Raw genomic sequence first — 17,947 nt, 5'->3', positions numbered from 1 at the left:
GCGTGTCCGAGGCGACTCAGTACGCGCTGTTGACGTTGTCGATCGAGCCGTAGCGGTCGGCCGCGTAGTTGGCGGCGGCGACGATGTTGGCGACCGGGTCGTACTGGTCGAACTTGGTGCCCGCGACGTGGTACGTCTTGAAGGTCGGGTAGATCACCTGGAGCAGGCCCTTGGACGGGATGCCGTTGATGGCGTTGATGTCCCAGTTGTTGATCGCGTACGGGTTGCCGCTGGACTCGCGCATGATGTTCCGGTGCAGGCCGTTGTAGGTGCCCGGGATGTCGTGCTTGTCCATGATGAAGAGCGCCTCGCGGATCCAGCCGTCGAGGTTGTTCGCGAAGACCGGGGTGCGGGCGACGGAACGGCTCGCGGCCGCCTTCTCCGCGGCGCGCTTCTTCGCGGCGGCCTTGGCCTTCGCCTCGGCCTTCGCCTTCGCGGCGGCCTTGGCCTGGGCGGCGGCCTTGGCCTTCGCGTCAGCCTTCGCCTTCGCGGCGGCCTTGGCCTTGGCGGCGGCCTTGGCCTTCGCCTCCGCCTCCTGCTTGGCCTTCAGGCTGATCGCGTCCTGCTGCTTGTCGAGGCTGGCGGCCAGCGCCTTGGCCTGCGGGCTGTTCGCGTCGTACGACCAGGCGACCTGCTGCGTACCGGCCAGAGCCTGCGGCTCGGTCTCGGTGCCGCCGTTGCCGGGCACGAGGGAGAAGGTGAGGGCTGCGGCGCTCAGAGCGACGACGCCGGCGATCGTGGCCTTGTGGGTCTTCTTCAGACCACGATAGTGGCCAGGGGTGTTCGCAGACATGCAGGACTACCTCTTCGAATCGCTGGGGGTCGCTCGGCCGGGGCGGCGCTGCGCCTGCTCGGCGGCGACGGGGGCAATTCTTAGCGGCAGCAAAATGCCGTGGCAAAGGTGTGACGTACGATCCCGGGTAGTGGATCAGGGGCTTGTGCACGGGCCACATAAAGCCCCCTGTGGCCCGTTTCCTCCGCCCAAATCGGGCGTCGTGGATCCACTAGGGGGCTTCGTAAGTGATGTGCGTCCTATGCGCGGCCTCACATCGGGCACGTAACAAGCTGACCAGGCGTTGCGTCAGCAATGCGGACGGTGAGGCTCCTCCTCCGGGAGGAGGAGATGGACGTCGCCGAACTCGTGCCAGAGGTAGCGCTCCCGCACCGCGGCGGCGTACGCGCTCCGCAGCGCCGGCCGCCCGGCGACCGCCTCCAGCATCAGCAGATGCGAGGCCTCCGGCTCGTGCAGCCCGGTGAGCAGCCCGTCCACCACCCGCACTCCGCGCGCCGGCGTCACCACCAGATCGGTCCACCCCCCGACGGCCCGCACCCGCCCGCCGGCCCCGACGGCCGTCCCCTCTCCCGACGCGCCATCGCTCGGCCCCGGGGGGCCTCCCGGGCGGCCGGCCGTCGCGCCGGACCCCGTACGCCGAGGTGCCCCGACCGCGGCCGACTCCAGCGCCCGCACCACCGTGGTCCCCACCGCGATCACCCGGCCGCCCCCGGCGCGGCCCGCGTTCACGAGGGCCGCCGTCGCCGCCGGGACCTCGAAGCGCTCCGGGTACGGCGGCTCGTGGACCTCCGCCGACGCCACCCCCGTATGAAGGGAGAGCGGAGCGATCCGCACGCCCCGGTCGATCAGCTCCGCGACCACCCGGGCCGTGAAGGGCCTCCCCGCGCTCGGCATCTCCGCCGAGCCCGCCCCGTCGGGGGAGGGGCGCGCGAAGACCGTCCTGTACGCCGACAGGGGCTGGTCCCGCTCCGTGTACCCGTACCGGATCGGCCGCCCGTACCGCCCGAGCAGCCCCGGCACGTCCACGTCCACGCGCGCCCACCACAGACGCCCGCTCCCGGGCACCAGCGGCTCCGCGAGCACCAGCCGCGCCCCGCCGGGCAGCCGTACGACCGCGGCCGGGGGACCGCCTCCACGCGGGCGCGTACTCCCCGACGGCTCCGGCGTCCGCAGCTCCACGGCCCACCGCCCGTCGTCCCCACGGGTCGAGAAGTGCACCACCACCCGCTCCCCGCCGGGCTCCGGGCCCAGCCGCCCGTCCACGGCCGCCGCGAGCGTCAGGGACGTGTTGACGACGAGTACGTCCCCCGCCCGCAGCAGCGCGGGCAGCTCCCCGAAGGAGTGGTGCGACACCGCCTCGCCCCGCGACACGAGCAGCCGCACGTCGTCCCGGCCCCGCCCGGGCCCCCGCTGCTCGGCCGGCACCCGCGCGGACAGCTCCGCCGGCACCCCCGCCACCGGAGTCATCGCACGTCCAGGAGGGCCGGCACCGCGTACCGGCCGCTCTCCGGGCGCTCGTCGAGCAGCCGGAGGAAGACGGGAGCGACATCGGCCGGCGTGGGCGTGCCGGACAGGTCCTCGCCGGGCTCCGCCGCCGCCAGCATGTCCGTACGCATGCCACCCGGGTCCACCCACCAGACCCGCAGCTCCGGCTCCTCCACGGCCAGCACGGCCGACAGCTGGTCAAGGGCCGCCTTCGTGGCCCCGTAGGCGCCCCACGTCCGGTACGGCTCGGTCGCCGCGTCCGAACTCAGGTTGATCACCGCACCTGCCGGAGCCGTCCGCAGCAGGGGGAGCGACTCCTGCAGCAGCCCCAGCGGCGCCACCACGTTGACCTCCAGAGCCGCGCGGAAACCGTCCAGCGAGTGGCGGTCCAGCGGTACCAGCGGCTCGGCGCCCAGGATCGCGGCGTTGTTCACCAGCAGGTCGAGCCCGCCGAGCTCCCGCGCGGCCGCCACCAGATCCGCCCGGTGCCCCGGGTCCGTCACGTCCCCCGGCACCGTCACCACCCGTGCGCCACGGGCGCGTGCCGCCTCCGCGCTCTCCTCCAGTGCGCCCGCCTTCCGGGCGTCCAGGACGAGGTCCCAGCCCTCCGCGGCCAGCGCGTGGGCCAGTGCCCGCCCCAGACCCTTCGACGCCCCCGTCACGATCGCGACAGCCATGCCACCCATCCCCTTGTTCTCAGCCGTACGGAATCCGACAGCTCCACCCTCCGGCCGTCCCCCCACCCGCCGCCTCGTCCCCGGGCCCCGACCGCCGAGGGCACTTCGACCTAGGCCTCCGGTCCTGGTCCGCCGCCGTCCACAGACGGATACGCACCGTCACACCCCGCCGGTACGGTGAACACATGAGCCATCGACCCAGCTCCGGCCTCGCCGCCGTGAGCACCGCCCTCCTGGCGATGAGCCGCCATCTGGAGGTCCGCGACGTCCTCAAGACGATCGTGGCCTCCGCCCGCGAGCTGCTCGACGCCGAGTACGCGGCCCTGGGCGTCCCCGACGATCACGGCGGCTTCGCCCAGTTCGTGGTCGACGGCGTCAGCGACGCGCAGTGGAAGGCGATCGGCCCGCTGCCGCGCCAGCACGGCATCCTCGCCTCGATGCTCCACAGGGCCGAGCCCGAGCGGCTCGCCGACGTCCGCAAGGACCCCCGCTTCGAGGGCTGGCCCGACGCGCACCCCGAGATGTCCGACTTCCTCGGACTGCCCGTCAGGGACGGCGACGAGATCCTCGGCGCCCTCTTCCTCGCCAACAAGCGCTGCCCGAAGGAGGGCGGCGGCTGCGGCTTCACCGCCGAGGACGAGGAACTCCTCTCGATCCTCGCCCAGCACGCCGCCATCGCCCTCACCAACGCCCGTCTGTACGAGCGCAGCCGCGAGCTCACCATCGCCGAGGAGCGCTCCCGCCTCGCCCACGAGCTGCACGACGCCGTCAGCCAGAAGTTGTTCTCGCTCCGGCTGACCGCCCAGGCCGCCGCCGCTCTCGTCGACCGCGACCCGGCCCGCGCCAAGGGCGAGCTCCAGCAGGTCGCCGCGCTCGCCGCCGAGGCCGCCGACGAGCTGCGCGCCGCCGTCGTCGAGCTCAGGCCCGCCGCCCTCGACGAGGACGGCCTCGTCCACACGCTCCGCACCCAGATCCAGGTCATGGACCGCGCCCACTCCGCCAAGGTGACCTTCGAGAGCCCGGGGACCAGGGCCCTGCCGGCCGCCCAGGAGGAAGCCGTGCTCCGGGTCGCCCAGGAGGCCCTGCACAACGCCCTGCGGCACGCGGACGCGGAGCTCGTCACGGTCTCCCTCACCCGCAGCGGCCAGGGCGCGCGGCTCACCGTCACCGACGACGGCAAGGGCTTCGACCCGCGCACGGTCCGCCGCGCCGGCCGCCACCTCGGCCTGGTCTCCATGCGGGACCGGGCGAGCGGCGTCGGCGGCAGACTCACGGTGACCTCGGCCCCGGACCAGGGCACCACGATCGAGATGGAGGTCCCCGGTGGCTGACAAGCCCATCCGCGTGCTCCTGGTCGACGACCACCAGGTCGTCCGCCGAGGCCTGCGCACCTTCCTGGAGGTGCAGGACGACATAGAGGTCGTGGGGGAGGCCTCCGACGGCGCCGAGGGAGTCGCCAGGGCCGAGGAGCTCCGCCCCGACGTGGTCCTCATGGACGTGAAGATGCCGGGTACGGACGGCATCGAGGCGCTCAAGCGGCTGCGCGAGCTCGCCAACCCCGCCAGGGTCCTGATCGTCACCAGCTTCACCGAGCAGCGGACGGTCGTCCCCGCGCTCCGCGCCGGAGCCTCCGGATACGTCTACAAGGACATCGACCCCGACGCGCTGGCCGGCGCGATCCGCTCCGTCCACGCGGGGCACGTCCTGCTCCAGCCCGAGGTCGCCGGCGCGCTCCTCGCCCAGGAGGACTCCCACGGGGGCGGCGGGCGGGGCTCGACCCTCACGGAGCGGGAGCGGGAGGTCCTCGGCCTGATCGCGGACGGCCGGTCCAACCGGGAGATCGCCCGCGCCCTCGTCCTCTCCGAGAAGACGGTCAAGACGCACGTCTCGAACATCCTGATGAAGCTCGACCTCGCGGACCGCACCCAGGCGGCCCTCTGGGCGGTACGGCACGGCCTCACCAACTGACGCGCCCCCCTCGCGCGCCGGGCGCACGACCGTTCAGTCCTTCATACCGTCGTGTGTATGTCCCCCGTTCGGCGTAACCGGACGGGGGGTACGGAGTTCTCCATGGCGTGCTGCGGCGGACCTGCCGCAGCGATGACCAGGAGGATGTACCAAGTGAAGAACCTCAAGAAGGCCGCTGCCCTCACCATGGTCGCCGGTGGCATCGTCGCCGCCGGCGCGGGTGTCGCCTCCGCCCACGGCGGCGCCGAGGCCACGGGCAAGGCCCTCAACTCGCCGGGCGTCGCCTCCGGCAACCTGGTGCAGGTCCCGGTCCACGTCCCCGTGAACGTCTCCGGCAACACGGTCAACGTGATCGGCCTGCTCAACCCGGCCTTCGGCAACGGCGCCCACAACGGCTGACGCCCCCCGAACGAACCCCCGGCCCGGACGATCCCCCTGGGCCGGGGGTTTGCCTTGCGGCCAAGGTGTGGACAGGGGGCCCCGGCCGACGAGGGCCAGACCGACGCGGCCCGCGTCAGAACCCCCGATCCCGCTCCCGCTCCTCCACATACGCGTTGTACGCCGCGACCTGCGCCCGCCGAGCCACCCGCTCCACCGGCCGCAGCGCCGCCCCCCGCGCCGCCATCTCCGAGGCGCTCACCGCGCCCCCGTGCCCGTGGTCGTACGCCAGGTCCACCAGCAGACCGATCCGCTGCGCCAGCTCCAGGACCCGCACGGCGCGCGGCGGGTAGCCCGGGGCCAGCACCTCGCGCCCCACCTCCGCCCGCGCCCGGTACGCCTCACGCGCCACGTCCGCCGCCGGGCCCGAGGCCGCCACGTCGAGCCGGGTCAGGACCGCCGTCGCGTCCCGCAGCGCCTCCGCCAGCTCCCGCTCCGCCTCGCCGAGGGACGGCACGTCCGCCGGCGGAGCCTCCCGCACCGCGAGACAGTGCCAGACCACCTCCACGTGCACGTCACCCGCCGGACCCGCCTCGGAGACCTCCGGCACGAGACCGTACGGCGCGCCGAAGCCCACCGCCGCCTCCTCCGCCTCCAACGCGCGCGCGTTGAAGTCCGGCGGCCCGCTCAGCCCCAGCGGATGCCCCGGCGCGGGCAGCGCCACCCGCCACCCGGTCACCCCGAGCCGCCGCAGCCGGCCCAGCGCCAGAGTCAGCCCCACCGGCCCCGCCTCACCCGGCAGCCCCTCGACGCGGTGCACCGCGTCCTCCCCGACAATCGCCATCGCCGCCTCGTCCGGCGACACCGCCCCCGCCAGCAGGGCATTGCCCCAAGCGGCCAGGCGTCCTGAGCGTGGTTCCGAAAGCATCCCCCCAGACTAAGGACTCAAGGGAAGCCCTAGGGACCGGCCCGCTCCGTCGATAACGTAGGTTTTCCCCTGGACGCCGCGCCCATCGGCGCAAGGCGACGACAAGACTCGACCGCAAGGGGAGACAACGCGCTCATGAGCGATGTACTGGAGCTGGTGGACGTATCCGTGGTCCGCGACGGACGGGCTCTGGTGGACGAGGTCTCCTGGTCGGTCAAGGAGGGCGAGCGCTGGGTGATCCTCGGACCCAACGGCGCCGGCAAGACCACCCTTCTGAACATCGCCTCCAGCTACCTCTTCCCCACCAAGGGCGAGGCCCGCATCCTGGGCGAGCAGCTCGGCGGCGTCGGCACGGACGTCTTCGAGCTCCGCCCCCGCATCGGCATGGCCGGCATCGCCATGGCGGAGAAGCTCCCCAAGCGCCAGACCGTCCTGGAGACGGTCCTCACCGCCGCGTACGGCATGACCGCCACCTGGCACGAGGACTACGACCCGGTCGACGAGGAGCGCGCCAAGGCCTTCCTCGACCGGCTCGGGATGAGCGACTACCTGGACCGGAAGTTCGGCACCCTCTCCGAGGGCGAGCGCAAGCGCACCCTGATCGCCCGCGCGATGATGACCGACCCCGAGCTCCTCCTCCTCGACGAGCCCGCCGCCGGTCTCGACCTCGGCGGCCGCGAGGACCTGGTCCGCCGTCTCGGCCGCCTCGCCCGCGACCCGTACGCCCCCTCCATGATCATGGTCACCCACCATGTCGAGGAGATCGCGCCCGGCTTCACCCACGTCCTGATGATCCGTCAGGGCAAGGTTCTCGCCGCCGGCCCCGTGGAGACCGAGCTCACCTCCCGCAACCTCTCCCACTGCTTCGGCCTGCCGCTCGTCGTCGAGCGCGTCGGCGACCGCTGGACCGCCCACGGCCTGCCCCTGAAGTGACCGGCAGGGGCACCGGCGCCCCGCACAGCCGCCCGCGCCCTGTCCCGGACGGACCCCACCGCCCTACCATGACCACGTGGACATCGACGCGTGGGTCTGGTGGCTGATCGGCGCGGTGGGGCTCGGCATTCCGCTGGTCCTGACCGCGATGCCGGAGTTCGGCATGTTCTCCGTCGGAGCGGTCGCCGGGGCGGTGACCGCGGCGCTCGGCTTCGGCATCGTCGCCCAGGTGCTCGCCTTCGTCGTCGTCTCCGTGGCGCTCATCGCGGTGGTGCGCCCGATCGCCGCCCGCCACCGCGACGGCAGACCCGGACTCGCCACCGGCGTCGACGCCCTGAAGGGCCGTCAGGCCGTCGTCCTGGAACGGGTCGACGGCAATGGAGGCCGCATCAAGCTCGCCGGCGAGGTCTGGTCCGCCCGCACGCTCGACACCGGGCAGAGCTTCGAACCGGGCGAACAGGTCGACGTCGTGGACATCGACGGGGCGACCGCGGTGGTCATGTGACCGAACCTCGCCCATGACGCTCCGCCGTCTGGGAAACTCGATCATCGAAAGCAACCCGGCAGACAACCGGCAGCGAAGGGCACGGGGAACACGATGTCAGCAGTCATCATCGTCCTGATCATTCTGGTGGTGCTCGTCTTCATCGCCCTGATCAAGACGATCCAGGTCATCCCGCAGGCGAGCGCGGCGATCGTGGAGCGCTTCGGCCGCTACACCCGCACACTCAACGCCGGACTGAACATCGTCGTCCCGTTCATCGACTCGATCCGCAACCGGATCGACCTCCGCGAGCAGGTCGTCCCCTTCCCGCCGCAGCCGGTGATCACCCAGGACAACCTGGTCGTCAACATCGACACGGTCATCTACTACCAGGTGACCGACGCCCGCGCCGCGACCTACGAGGTCGCCAGCTACATCCAGGCCATCGAGCAGCTCACCGTCACCACCCTGCGCAACATCATCGGCGGCATGGACCTGGAGCGGACCCTCACCTCCCGCGAGGAGATCAACGCGGCCCTGCGCGGAGTCCTCGACGAGGCCACCGGCAAGTGGGGGATCCGCGTCAACCGCGTCGAGCTGAAGGCGATCGAGCCGCCGACCTCCATCCAGGACTCGATGGAGAAGCAGATGCGCGCCGAGCGCGACAAGCGCGCCGCGATCCTCACCGCCGAGGGCACCCGCCAGTCCGCGATCCTCACCGCCGAGGGCGAGAAGCAGTCCGCGATCCTGCGCGCCGAGGGCGAGTCCAAGGCCGCGGCCCTGCGCGCCGAGGGCGAGGCCCAGGCCGTGCGTACGGTCTTCGAGGCCATCCACGCCGGCGACCCCGACCAGAAGCTGCTCTCGTACCAGTACCTCCAGATGCTCCCGAAGATCGCCGAGGGCGACGCCAACAAGCTCTGGATCGTCCCCAGCGAGATCGGCGACGCCCTCAAGGGCCTCTCCGGGGCCCTGGGCAACGGGAGCGGGGGAGTCCCCGGGTTCAACGTCAAGGGCGGATCGACCGAACGGCGAGACGAACCGCCGGTTGACTGACGCGTACACGTAACCCTCGTGCATGATCGGTGCGAGCCCCTCGACCCCGACGACCTCGGGGCGGGGAGGTGAGCCACTGACCATGTAAGGAGATGGCGTTGTCCATCTGGGAAGCTCTGGCAGTCTTCGCCGCCGGTATCGGCGCCGGCACCATCAACACCATCGTCGGATCGGGAACCCTGATCACCTTCCCGGTCCTCCTCGCGACCGGACTCCCCCCGATCACCGCGAACGTCTCCAACGCCCTCGGCCTCGTCCCCGGTTCCATCAGCGGGGCCATCGGCTACCGCCGCGAACTCAAGGGCCAGAAGGCCCGCATCCTGCGACTCGGCGGCGTCGCCCTCCTCGGCGGCCTCATCGGCGCGATCCTGCTCCTGGCACTGCCGTCCGAGGCCTTCGACGCGATCGTCCCCGTCCTCATCGGCCTCGCGCTCGTCCTGGTCCTGTTCCAGCCCCGCATCGCGGCCGCGGTGAAGCGCCGCCGCGAACAGACCGGCACCGAGGCCCACCCCGACGGCGGCCCCGTCCTCCTCGGCGGCCTCTTCCTCGCCAGCATGTACGGCGGATACTTCGGCGCCGCCCAGGGAGTCCTCTACCTCTCCCTCATGGGCCTGCTGCTCCACGACGACCTGCAGCGCATCAACGCCGTCAAGAACATCCTCGGCGCCCTGGTCAACGGAGTCGCCGCCGTCTTCTTCCTCTTCGTCGCCGACTTCGACTGGACGGCCGTCCTGCTCATCGCCGTCGGCTCCACCCTCGGCGGCCAGCTCGGCGCCAAGGTCGGCCGCAAGCTGCCCCCCACCGTCCTGCGCGGGGTGATCATCGCGGTCGGCATCGTGGCCATCCTCCAGCTGACCCTCGGCTAGCCACGGCAACGGAAGGGCCCGTCTCCCCACATGGGGAGACGGGCCCTTCCCTACGACTGCGGATCACGCGTCTACGCGGCCGAGTCGGCCAGCCACGCCGGAAGCTCCGACCGCTCGCTCGCCCGCATCGCGAGCAGCATCGCGTCCGCCGGGGTCGGCTCGAACGGCTGGTGCAGCAGCGGCATCCCCGCCTGCTCCGGCGTCCGGTCGGCCTTGCGGTGGTTGTCCTCGGCACAGGAGGCGACCGTGTTCAGCCAGCTGTCCCCACCACCCTGCGCCCGCGGCACGACGTGGTCGACCGTCGTCGCCCGCCGCCCGCAGTACGCGCACCGGTGCTGGTCCCGGACCAGCACCCCCCTCCTCGACCACGGTGCCTGTCTTCGGAACGGCACCCGTACGTAACGGCAGAGCCTGATCACCCGGGGCACCGGGAGGTCGACGGCGGCACCGCGCACCCTCAGCTCGGGATGGGCCTGCTCGACGACGGCCTTGTCCTGCAGGACGAGCACCACCGCACGGTTGAGTGTGACCGTCGAAAGCGGCTCGAAGCTCGCGTTGAGTACCAGCGTGTCCCGCATGTTGCCCACCTCCCGTGTGCCGGCCCCAGCCCCCGTACGGGGCTTCGGGCTTGGATCAACGATGGCCGGGCCGGCCGGGTCGGACAACGCAATTTCCCGCGCAACAAAAGATGCCCGCTTCTGATCTCTCCAAGACCAGAAGCGGGCAAACAACAAACGAACGATCAGACCGCCGCAGGAGCCGCGTACTCACCGACCAGCTGGGCACGGCCGAGCGTGTGGAACCGGAGATGGAAACCGACGGCCGCCGGCGAGGTGTCGGCGTCCGGACCGAGCTTCTCCTTGTCCACCGCGTACACGGTGAAGACGTACCGGTGCGACTCCCCCGCCGGGGGAGCGGCGCCGCCGAAGTCCTTCGAGCCGTAGTCGTTCCGCGCGTGCACGGCACCGGCCGGCAGCCCCTCGAACGACCCGGACCCGGCACCGGCCGGCAGCTCCGTCACCGACACCGGGATGTCGAACAGCACCCAGTGCCAGAACCCGCTGCCCGTCGGGGCGTCCGGGTCGAAGCACGTGACGGCGAAACTCCTCGTCTCCGCCGGGAAGCCCTCCCAGCTCAGCTGCGGCGAGGTGTTCCCCGCCGCGTACACCTGAGCGTCCTTCAGGACCCCGCCCGGCGCGATGTCGTCGCTCACCACGGTGAACGCCGCCACCGGCGGATGGAAGTCGTGGGGGAGCGGCGCCCTCTTGCCCTCGGACACGTCGAGTACCTCCGAATCGTCCGTCAACGCTGACGGAGCCGAGCCTAGAGCCAGTTGCGACGGCCGCCGACCTCGGCGAGCCACTGGTTCAGATACGCCGCCCAGTCGGTGGTGTGGAAGTCGTGCAGCCCCACCTTGAACGCGCGGAAGGAGTCGCTGCCCTCGGTGAAGAGACCCGGCTTCTTGTCCATCTCCAGCACGACGTCCATCTCACGGTCGTCCGCGACGAAGCTGACCTCGACCTGGTTCAGCCCCCGGTACTGCTGCGGCGCGAAGAACTCGATCTCCTGGTAGAAGGGCAGCTTCTGCCGCGTCCCCCGGATGTGCCCGCGCTCCATGTCCGCGCTCTTGAAACGGAAGCCCAGCTGGAGGAAGGCGTCCAGGATCGCCTGCTGCGCCGGCAGCGGGTGCACGTTGATCGGGTCCAGGTCACCGGAGTCCACGGCCCGGGCGATCTCCAGCTCGGTCGTCACCCCGATGTTCATCCCGCGCAGCTGCTGCCCGGCCACGGCGGTGACCGGCGTCTCCCACGGGATCTCCAGACCGAACGGCACCACGTGCACCGCGCCGGCCCTGACCTCGAAGGCCCCGCCCAGGCGCACCTTCACGAACTCGATGTCCTGCTTGTGCTCCTGGTCGCCGCCCTCGACCTCGACGCGCGCCTGCAGCCCGACGGAGAGCCCCTCGATCTGCTGGTCGACGCTGCCGCCCTGGATCCGCACCTCGCCCTGGACGACCCCGCCCGGGACGACGTTCTCCTCGGTGAGCACCGTCTCCACGGTGGCCCCGCCAGCGCCCAGGCTCGCGAGCAGCTTCTTGAATCCCATGACTTCCACTCCTTCTCGGGTCCTGACCCCTACTTACGCGCGACGACCGTAGCCGGTTCCCCATCGGGCCCCACTACGCTCGGACGGCATGAGCGAGAGCCCCGACCGTACGCCGCTCCCGCGGGCCTTCTTCGACCGCCCCGTTCTGGAGGTGGCCCCCGACCTCCTGGGCCGCACGCTCGTCCGCAACACGGACGAGGGCCGGATGGAAGTGCGCCTCACGGAGGTGGAGGCGTACGCCGGCGCGATCGACCCCGGCTCGCACGCCTTCCGGGGCCGCACGGCACGCAACGCGGTCATGTTCGGACCGCCCGGCCACGCGTACGTCTACTTCACCTACGGCATGTGGCACTGCCTCAACCTGGTGTGCGGCCCAGAAGACCACGCGAGTGGTGTCCTGCTGCGCGCGGGTGAATTCATCGAGGGCGCCGAGCGGGCCCGCCCCCGCCGCCGCTCGGCCCGCTCCGACCACGAGCTGGCCAAGGGCCCGGCGCGCCTGGCCACCGCCCTCGACATCGCCCTCTCCCTGAACGGCACGGACATCTGCGCGGGCCAGGACGCCCCGCTCGCCCTCCTCACCGGCCGGCCCCCGGCCCCGGACCGCGTCCGCAGCGGCCCCCGCACGGGCGTCGGCGGCGACGGCGCCCCGCACCCCTGGCGCTTCTGGATCAGCGAGGACCCGACGGTCAGCCCCTACCGCGCCCACACCCCCCGGAAGCGCCGCCTTGACTCGGGCCGCCCGACCTCGTAACGTAGCCCGAGCCGCTGGAAACGGTCTGCTTGTTCAAGCACCCCGCAGCGGCCACCCACTACTTGAGATGACTCCCCAGCAGGGGCTTATTTCGGCATGCCGGAATTCGAATTCGATTGACTCGATTATGAGTCGCCGAAGAAATCAGCTAACGTAGTGGACACGCCGAGAGGCGAAAGGCAGCCAACAGGCCGCCGGAATCGAATTCCGAACCGGAAACGGAACGGAAAACGGATCTGGTAGAGTTGGAAACGAAGGAAGCGCCCGGAGGGCCTGGAAACAGGAACGAAGGAAGCGTCCGCACCTTGAGAACTCAACAGCGTGCCAAAAATCAACGCCAGATTAGTTGATACCCCGTCCATCTTCGGATGGTCGAGGTTCCTTTGAAAAAGTCCACCCCTCGGGGTGGCACACTACAGCGAGGACGCTGTGGACGGTCGGCCATATTCCGGCATGACTGTCCCGCTCAACGCGAGTGTCTCACCGGATTACCGGTAAACATTCACGGAGAGTTTGATCCTGGCTCAGGACGAACGCTGGCGGCGTGCTTAACACATGCAAGTCGAACGATGAAGCCCTTCGGGGTGGATTAGTGGCGAACGGGTGAGTAACACGTGGGCAATCTGCCCTTCACTCTGGGACAAGCCCTGGAAACGGGGTCTAATACCGGATAACACCGGCTCCTGCATGGGGGCTGGTTAAAAGCTCCGGCGGTGAAGGATGAGCCCGCGGCCTATCAGCTTGTTGGTGGGGTAATGGCCTACCAAGGCGACGACGGGTAGCCGGCCTGAGAGGGCGACCGGCCACACTGGGACTGAGACACGGCCCAGACTCCTACGGGAGGCAGCAGTGGGGAATATTGCACAATGGGCGAAAGCCTGATGCAGCGACGCCGCGTGAGGGATGACGGCCTTCGGGTTGTAAACCTCTTTCAGCAGGGAAGAAGCGAAAGTGACGGTACCTGCAGAAGAAGCGCCGGCTAACTACGTGCCAGCAGCCGCGGTAATACGTAGGGCGCAAGCGTTGTCCGGAATTATTGGGCGTAAAGAGCTCGTAGGCGGCTTGTCACGTCGGGTGTGAAAGCCCGGGGCTTAACCCCGGGTCTGCATCCGATACGGGCAGGCTAGAGTGTGGTAGGGGAGATCGGAATTCCTGGTGTAGCGGTGAAATGCGCAGATATCAGGAGGAACACCGGTGGCGAAGGCGGATCTCTGGGCCATTACTGACGCTGAGGAGCGAAAGCGTGGGGAGCGAACAGGATTAGATACCCTGGTAGTCCACGCCGTAAACGTTGGGAACTAGGTGTTGGCGACATTCCACGTCGTCGGTGCCGCAGCTAACGCATTAAGTTCCCCGCCTGGGGAGTACGGCCGCAAGGCTAAAACTCAAAGGAATTGACGGGGGCCCGCACAAGCAGCGGAGCATGTGGCTTAATTCGACGCAACGCGAAGAACCTTACCAAGGCTTGACATATACCGGAAAGCATTAGAGATAGTGCCCCCCTTGTGGTCGGTATACAGGTGGTGCATGGCTGTCGTCAGCTCGTGTCGTGAGATGTTGGGTTAAGTCCCGCAACGAGCGCAACCCTTGTCCTGTGTTGCCAGCATGCCCTTCGGGGTGATGGGGACTCACAGGAGACCGCCGGGGTCAACTCGGAGGAAGGTGGGGACGACGTCAAGTCATCATGCCCCTTATGTCTTGGGCTGCACACGTGCTACAATGGCCGGTACAAAGAGCTGCGATGCCGTGAGGCGGAGCGAATCTCAAAAAGCCGGTCTCAGTTCGGATTGGGGTCTGCAACTCGACCCCATGAAGTCGGAGTTGCTAGTAATCGCAGATCAGCATTGCTGCGGTGAATACGTTCCCGGGCCTTGTACACACCGCCCGTCACGTCACGAAAGTCGGTAACACCCGAAGCCGGTGGCCCAACCCCTTGTGGGAGGGAGCTGTCGAAGGTGGGACTGGCGATTGGGACGAAGTCGTAACAAGGTAGCCGTACCGGAAGGTGCGGCTGGATCACCTCCTTTCTAAGGAGCACAGTACCGATTGCAGGCAAATGTTCTGCACGGTCAGCTCATGGGTGGAACGTTGATTAGTTGGCACGATCGCAAGGTTCACTTCACCAGTACTGCTTCGGCGTGGAACGTGATGATGATCCGAGGGGTCGTGCTTGGCACGTTGTTGGGTGTCTGAGGGTACGGCCGTCATGGTCATGCCTTCGAGGATGCCGGCCCCAGTGAACTTGATTCTTTGGATCAGGGTGATGGGTGGCTGGTCGTTGTTTGAGAACTACACAGTGGACGCGAGCATCTGTGGCCAAGTTTTTAAGGGCGCACGGTGGATGCCTTGGCACCAGGAACCGATGAAGGACGTGGGAGGCCACGATAGTCCCCGGGGAGCCGTCAACCAGGCTTTGATCCGGGGGTTTCCGAATGGGGAAACCCGGCAGTCGTCATGGGCTGTCACCCATGCCTGAACACATAGGGCATGTGGAGGGAACGAGGGGAAGTGAAACATCTCAGTACCCTCAGGAAGAGAAAACAACCGTGATTCCGGGAGTAGTGGCGAGCGAAACCGGATGAGGCCAAACCGTATGCGTGTGATACCCGGCAGGGGTTGCGCATGCGGGGTTGTGGGATCTCTCTTTCACAGTCTGCCGGCTGTGAGACGAGTCAGAAACCGTTGATGTAGGCGAAGGACATGCGAAAGGTCCGGCGTAGAGGGTAAGACCCCCGTAGCTGAAACATTGACGGCTCGTTTGAGAGACACCCAAGTAGCACGGGGCCCGAGAAATCCCGTGTGAATCTGGCGGGACCACCCGCTAAGCCTAAATATTCCCTGGTGACCGATAGCGGATAGTACCGTGAGGGAATGGTGAAAAGTACCGCGGGAGCGGAGTGAAATAGTACCTGAAACCGTGTGCCTACAAGCCGTGGGAGCGTCGGACGTAGCTTGCTATGTCTCGTGACTGCGTGCCTTTTGAAGAATGAGCCTGCGAGTTTGCGGTGTGTTGCGAGGTTAACCCGTGTGGGGAAGCCGTAGCGAAAGCGAGTCCGAATAGGGCGATTCAGTAGCACGCTCAAGACCCGAAGCGGAGTGATCTAGCCATGGGCAGGTTGAAGCGGAGGTAAGACTTCGTGGAGGACCGAACCCACCAGGGTTGAAAACCTGGGGGATGACCTGTGGTTAGGGGTGAAAGGCCAATCAAACTCCGTGATAGCTGGTTCTCCCCGAAATGCATTTAGGTGCAGCGTCGTGTGTTTCTTGCCGGAGGTAGAGCACTGGATAGGCGATGGGCCCTACCGGGTTACTGACCTTAGCCAAACTCCGAATGCCGGTAAGTGAGAGCACGGCAGTGAGACTGTGGGGGATAAGCTCCATGGTCGAGAGGGAAACAGCCCAGAGCATCGACTAAGGCCCCTAAGCGTACGCTAAGTGGGAAAGGATGTGGAGTCGCAGAGACAACCAGGAGGTTGGCTTAGAAGCAGCCACCCTTGAAAGAGTGCGTAATAGCTCACTGGTCAAGTGATTCCGCGCCGACAATGTAGCGGGGCTCAAGCGTACCGCCGAAGTCGTGTCATTGCAGCATATAGCCCCAACGGGTGCTGTGATGGGTAGGGGAGCGTCGTGTGCCGGGTGAAGCAGCCGCGGAAGCGAGTTGTGGACGGTTCACGAGTGAGAATGCAGGCATGAGTAGCGATACACACGTGAGAAACGTGTGCGCCGATTGACTAAGGGTTCCTGGGTCAAGCTGATCTGCCCAGGGTAAGTCGGGACCTAAGGCGAGGCCGACAGGCGTAGTCGATGGACAACCGGTTGATATTCCGGTACCCGCTTTGAAACGCCCAATATCGAGCCCATTAATGCTAAGGCCGTGAAGCCGCCCCGGAGCCTTCGGGCAAAGGGGAGTGGTGGAGCCGTCGACCCAAGGTGGTAGTAGGTAAGCGATGGGGTGACGCAGGAAGGTAGTCCAGCCCGGGCGGTGGTTGTCCCGGGGTAAGGGTGTAGGGCGTGTGATAGGCAAATCCGTCACACATGAAGCCTGAGACCTGATGCCGAGCCGATTGTGGTGAAGTGGATGATCCTATGCTGTCGAGAAAAGCCTCTAGCGAGTTTCATGGCGGCCCGTACCCTAAACCGACTCAGGTGGTCAGGTAGAGAATACCGAGGCGTTCGGGTGAACTATGGTTAAGGAACTCGGCAAAATGCCCCCGTAACTTCGGGAGAAGGGGGGCCACGTCTGGTGATGGAGTTTTCCTCCTGAGCTGGGGGTGGCCGCAGAGACCAGCGAGAAGCGACTGTTTACTAAAAACACAGGTCCGTGCGAAGCCGTAAGGCGATGTATACGGACTGACGCCTGCCCGGTGCTGGAACGTTAAGGGGACCGGTTAGTCACATTTCGGTGTGGCGAAGCTGAGAACTTAAGCGCCAGTAAACGGCGGTGGTAACTATAACCATCCTAAGGTAGCGAAATTCCTTGTCGGGTAAGTTCCGACCTGCACGAATGGCGTAACGACTTCTCGACTGTCTCAACCATAGGCCCGGTGAAATTGCACTACGAGTAAAGATGCTCGTTTCGCGCAGCAGGACGGAAAGACCCCGGGACCTTTACTACAGTTTGATATTGGTGTTCGGTTCGGCTTGTGTAGGATAGGTGGGAGACTTTGAAGCCGTGACGCCAGTCATGGTGGAGTCGCCGTTGAAATACCACTCTGGTCGTGCTGGATGTCTAACCTCGGTCCGTGATCCGGATCAGGGACAGTGTCTGATGGGTAGTTTAACTGGGGCGGTTGCCTCCCAAAGGGTAACGGAGGCGCCCAAAGGTTCCCTCAGCCTGGTTGGCAATCAGGTGTTGAGTGTAAGTGCACAAGGGAGCTTGACTGTGAGACCGACGGGTCGAGCAGGGACGAAAGTCGGGACTAGTGATCCGGCGGTGGCTTGTGGAAGCGCCGTCGCTCAACGGATAAAAGGTACCCCGGGGATAACAGGCTGATCTTCCCCAAGAGTCCATATCGACGGGATGGTTTGGCACCTCGATGTCGGCTCGTCGCATCCTGGGGCTGGAGTCGGTCCCAAGGGTTGGGCTGTTCGCCCATTAAAGCGGTACGCGAGCTGGGTTTAGAACGTCGTGAGACAGTTCGGTCCCTATCCGCTGCGCGCGCAGGAATATTGAGAAGGGCTGTCCCTAGTACGAGAGGACCGGGACGGACGAACCTCTGGTGTGCCAGTTGTCCTGCCAAGGGCATGGCTGGTTGGCTACGTTCGGGAGGGATAACCGCTGAAAGCATCTAAGCGGGAAGCCTGCTTCGAGATGAGTATTCCCACCTCCTTGAGAGGGTAAGGCTCCCAGTAGACGACTGGGTTGATAGGCCGGATGTGGAAGCCCAGTAATGGGTGGAGCTGACCGGTACTAATAGGCCGAGGGCTTGTCCTCAGTTGCTCGCGTCCACTGTGTTAGTTCTGAAGCAACGAACAGTTGCTGGTTTCTTGAGCTAGAACACAACTACAGAGTGTGCTTGTTCGCT

At 67.4% G+C, this 17,947-nt stretch carries 15 protein-coding genes and 2 rRNA genes; 10 read left to right on the top strand and 7 right to left on the bottom strand.

Translation table 11 applies throughout. From position 1 onward, the window contains the following. Positions 1-16: 16 nt before the first annotated feature. From ACN9M0_RS07600 to ACN9M0_RS07590, 3 genes are all read right to left on the bottom strand, one after another. On the bottom strand, positions 17-793 hold the full coding sequence (locus tag ACN9M0_RS07600; RefSeq protein ID WP_366040748.1) for a transglycosylase SLT domain-containing protein: 777 nt from the start codon (positions 791-793) through the stop codon (positions 17-19). Positions 794-1,081: 288 nt separating this feature from the next. After that, on the bottom strand, positions 1,082-2,260 hold the full coding sequence (locus ACN9M0_RS07595) for an S-adenosylmethionine:tRNA ribosyltransferase-isomerase (RefSeq protein ID WP_426403330.1): 1,179 nt from the start codon (positions 2,258-2,260) through the stop codon (positions 1,082-1,084). After that, positions 2,257-2,955 (bottom strand): SDR family NAD(P)-dependent oxidoreductase, encoded by a 699-nt coding sequence (locus ACN9M0_RS07590; protein ID WP_426403329.1) that lies wholly within the window; start codon positions 2,953-2,955, stop codon positions 2,257-2,259. The genes ACN9M0_RS07595 and ACN9M0_RS07590 overlap by 4 nt, the downstream gene beginning before the upstream one ends. Before the next feature lie 185 nt (positions 2,956-3,140). Between ACN9M0_RS07590 and ACN9M0_RS07585 the strand changes: the two genes are divergently transcribed. The 3 genes from ACN9M0_RS07585 (at position 3,141) to ACN9M0_RS07575 (ending at position 5,322) form a co-directional block, all read left to right on the top strand. Continuing rightward, entirely contained in the window at positions 3,141-4,286 is a 1,146-nt protein-coding gene (locus ACN9M0_RS07585; RefSeq protein ID WP_426403328.1) for a GAF domain-containing sensor histidine kinase, read from the top strand. After that, the gene (locus ACN9M0_RS07580) at positions 4,279-4,923 is read left to right on the top strand and encodes a response regulator transcription factor (RefSeq protein WP_366040743.1); all 645 of its coding nucleotides are present in this window, start codon (positions 4,279-4,281) and stop codon (positions 4,921-4,923) included. Before ACN9M0_RS07585 ends, ACN9M0_RS07580 begins: the two co-directional genes overlap by 8 nt. Positions 4,924-5,076: 153 nt before the next feature. Then, the gene (locus ACN9M0_RS07575; protein WP_366040742.1) at positions 5,077-5,322 is read left to right on the top strand and encodes a chaplin; all 246 of its coding nucleotides are present in this window, start codon (positions 5,077-5,079) and stop codon (positions 5,320-5,322) included. A 115-nt stretch (positions 5,323-5,437) separates the two neighbouring features. Here the strand turns inward: ACN9M0_RS07575 and ACN9M0_RS07570 are convergent, their stop codons facing one another. Then, the gene (locus tag ACN9M0_RS07570; RefSeq protein WP_366040741.1) at positions 5,438-6,229 is read right to left on the bottom strand and encodes a hypothetical protein; all 792 of its coding nucleotides are present in this window, start codon (positions 6,227-6,229) and stop codon (positions 5,438-5,440) included. Positions 6,230-6,364: 135 nt separating this feature from the next. Between ACN9M0_RS07570 and ACN9M0_RS07565 the strand changes: the two genes are divergently transcribed. The 4 genes from ACN9M0_RS07565 to ACN9M0_RS07550 all read left to right on the top strand — a co-directional run bounded on the left by ACN9M0_RS07565 (position 6,365) and on the right by ACN9M0_RS07550 (position 9,565). Continuing rightward, positions 6,365-7,162 (top strand): ABC transporter ATP-binding protein, encoded by a 798-nt coding sequence (locus ACN9M0_RS07565; RefSeq protein ID WP_366040740.1) that lies wholly within the window; start codon positions 6,365-6,367, stop codon positions 7,160-7,162. Between the two features lie 76 nt (positions 7,163-7,238). After that, positions 7,239-7,667, top strand: a complete 429-nt coding sequence (locus tag ACN9M0_RS07560) for an NfeD family protein (RefSeq protein WP_426403327.1) — start codon at positions 7,239-7,241, stop codon at positions 7,665-7,667. A gap of 93 nt (positions 7,668-7,760) precedes the next feature. Continuing rightward, positions 7,761-8,699 (top strand): SPFH domain-containing protein, encoded by a 939-nt coding sequence (locus ACN9M0_RS07555; RefSeq protein WP_366040738.1) that lies wholly within the window; start codon positions 7,761-7,763, stop codon positions 8,697-8,699. A 92-nt stretch (positions 8,700-8,791) separates the two neighbouring features. After that, the gene (locus tag ACN9M0_RS07550) at positions 8,792-9,565 is read left to right on the top strand and encodes a sulfite exporter TauE/SafE family protein (RefSeq protein WP_366040737.1); all 774 of its coding nucleotides are present in this window, start codon (positions 8,792-8,794) and stop codon (positions 9,563-9,565) included. A 71-nt stretch (positions 9,566-9,636) separates the two neighbouring features. Here the strand turns inward: ACN9M0_RS07550 and ACN9M0_RS07545 are convergent, their stop codons facing one another. The 3 genes from ACN9M0_RS07545 to ACN9M0_RS07535 all read right to left on the bottom strand — a co-directional run bounded on the left by ACN9M0_RS07545 (position 9,637) and on the right by ACN9M0_RS07535 (position 11,671). Next, on the bottom strand, positions 9,637-10,143 hold the full coding sequence (locus ACN9M0_RS07545; RefSeq protein WP_366040736.1) for an HNH endonuclease: 507 nt from the start codon (positions 10,141-10,143) through the stop codon (positions 9,637-9,639). 164 nt (positions 10,144-10,307) lie between these two features. Next, on the bottom strand, positions 10,308-10,844 hold the full coding sequence (locus tag ACN9M0_RS07540) for a YbhB/YbcL family Raf kinase inhibitor-like protein (RefSeq protein WP_366040735.1): 537 nt from the start codon (positions 10,842-10,844) through the stop codon (positions 10,308-10,310). A gap of 44 nt (positions 10,845-10,888) precedes the next feature. Next, the gene (locus tag ACN9M0_RS07535; protein WP_366040733.1) at positions 10,889-11,671 is read right to left on the bottom strand and encodes a sporulation protein; all 783 of its coding nucleotides are present in this window, start codon (positions 11,669-11,671) and stop codon (positions 10,889-10,891) included. Between the two features lie 88 nt (positions 11,672-11,759). On the opposite strand from ACN9M0_RS07535, the gene ACN9M0_RS07530 reads away from it, so the two are divergent. The 3 genes from ACN9M0_RS07530 to ACN9M0_RS07520 all read left to right on the top strand — a co-directional run bounded on the left by ACN9M0_RS07530 (position 11,760) and on the right by ACN9M0_RS07520 (position 17,856). Further along, on the top strand, positions 11,760-12,422 hold the full coding sequence (locus ACN9M0_RS07530) for a DNA-3-methyladenine glycosylase (protein ID WP_366040732.1): 663 nt from the start codon (positions 11,760-11,762) through the stop codon (positions 12,420-12,422). A gap of 501 nt (positions 12,423-12,923) precedes the next feature. Beyond that, positions 12,924-14,449: ribosomal RNA gene (locus ACN9M0_RS07525) — 16S ribosomal RNA — on the top strand. 287 nt (positions 14,450-14,736) lie between these two features. After that, positions 14,737-17,856: ribosomal RNA gene (locus tag ACN9M0_RS07520) — 23S ribosomal RNA — on the top strand. The 16S and 23S rRNA genes sit together here, the layout of an rRNA operon. Positions 17,857-17,947 lie beyond the last annotated feature (91 nt).

Source organism: Streptomyces sp. R-07, assembly GCF_049913175.1.
Taxonomy (GTDB): Bacteria; Actinomycetota; Actinomycetes; order Streptomycetales; family Streptomycetaceae; genus Streptomyces.
Note: the sequence above shows the minus strand (reverse complement) of the source record. Positions and strands in the feature narration are given on the sequence as shown.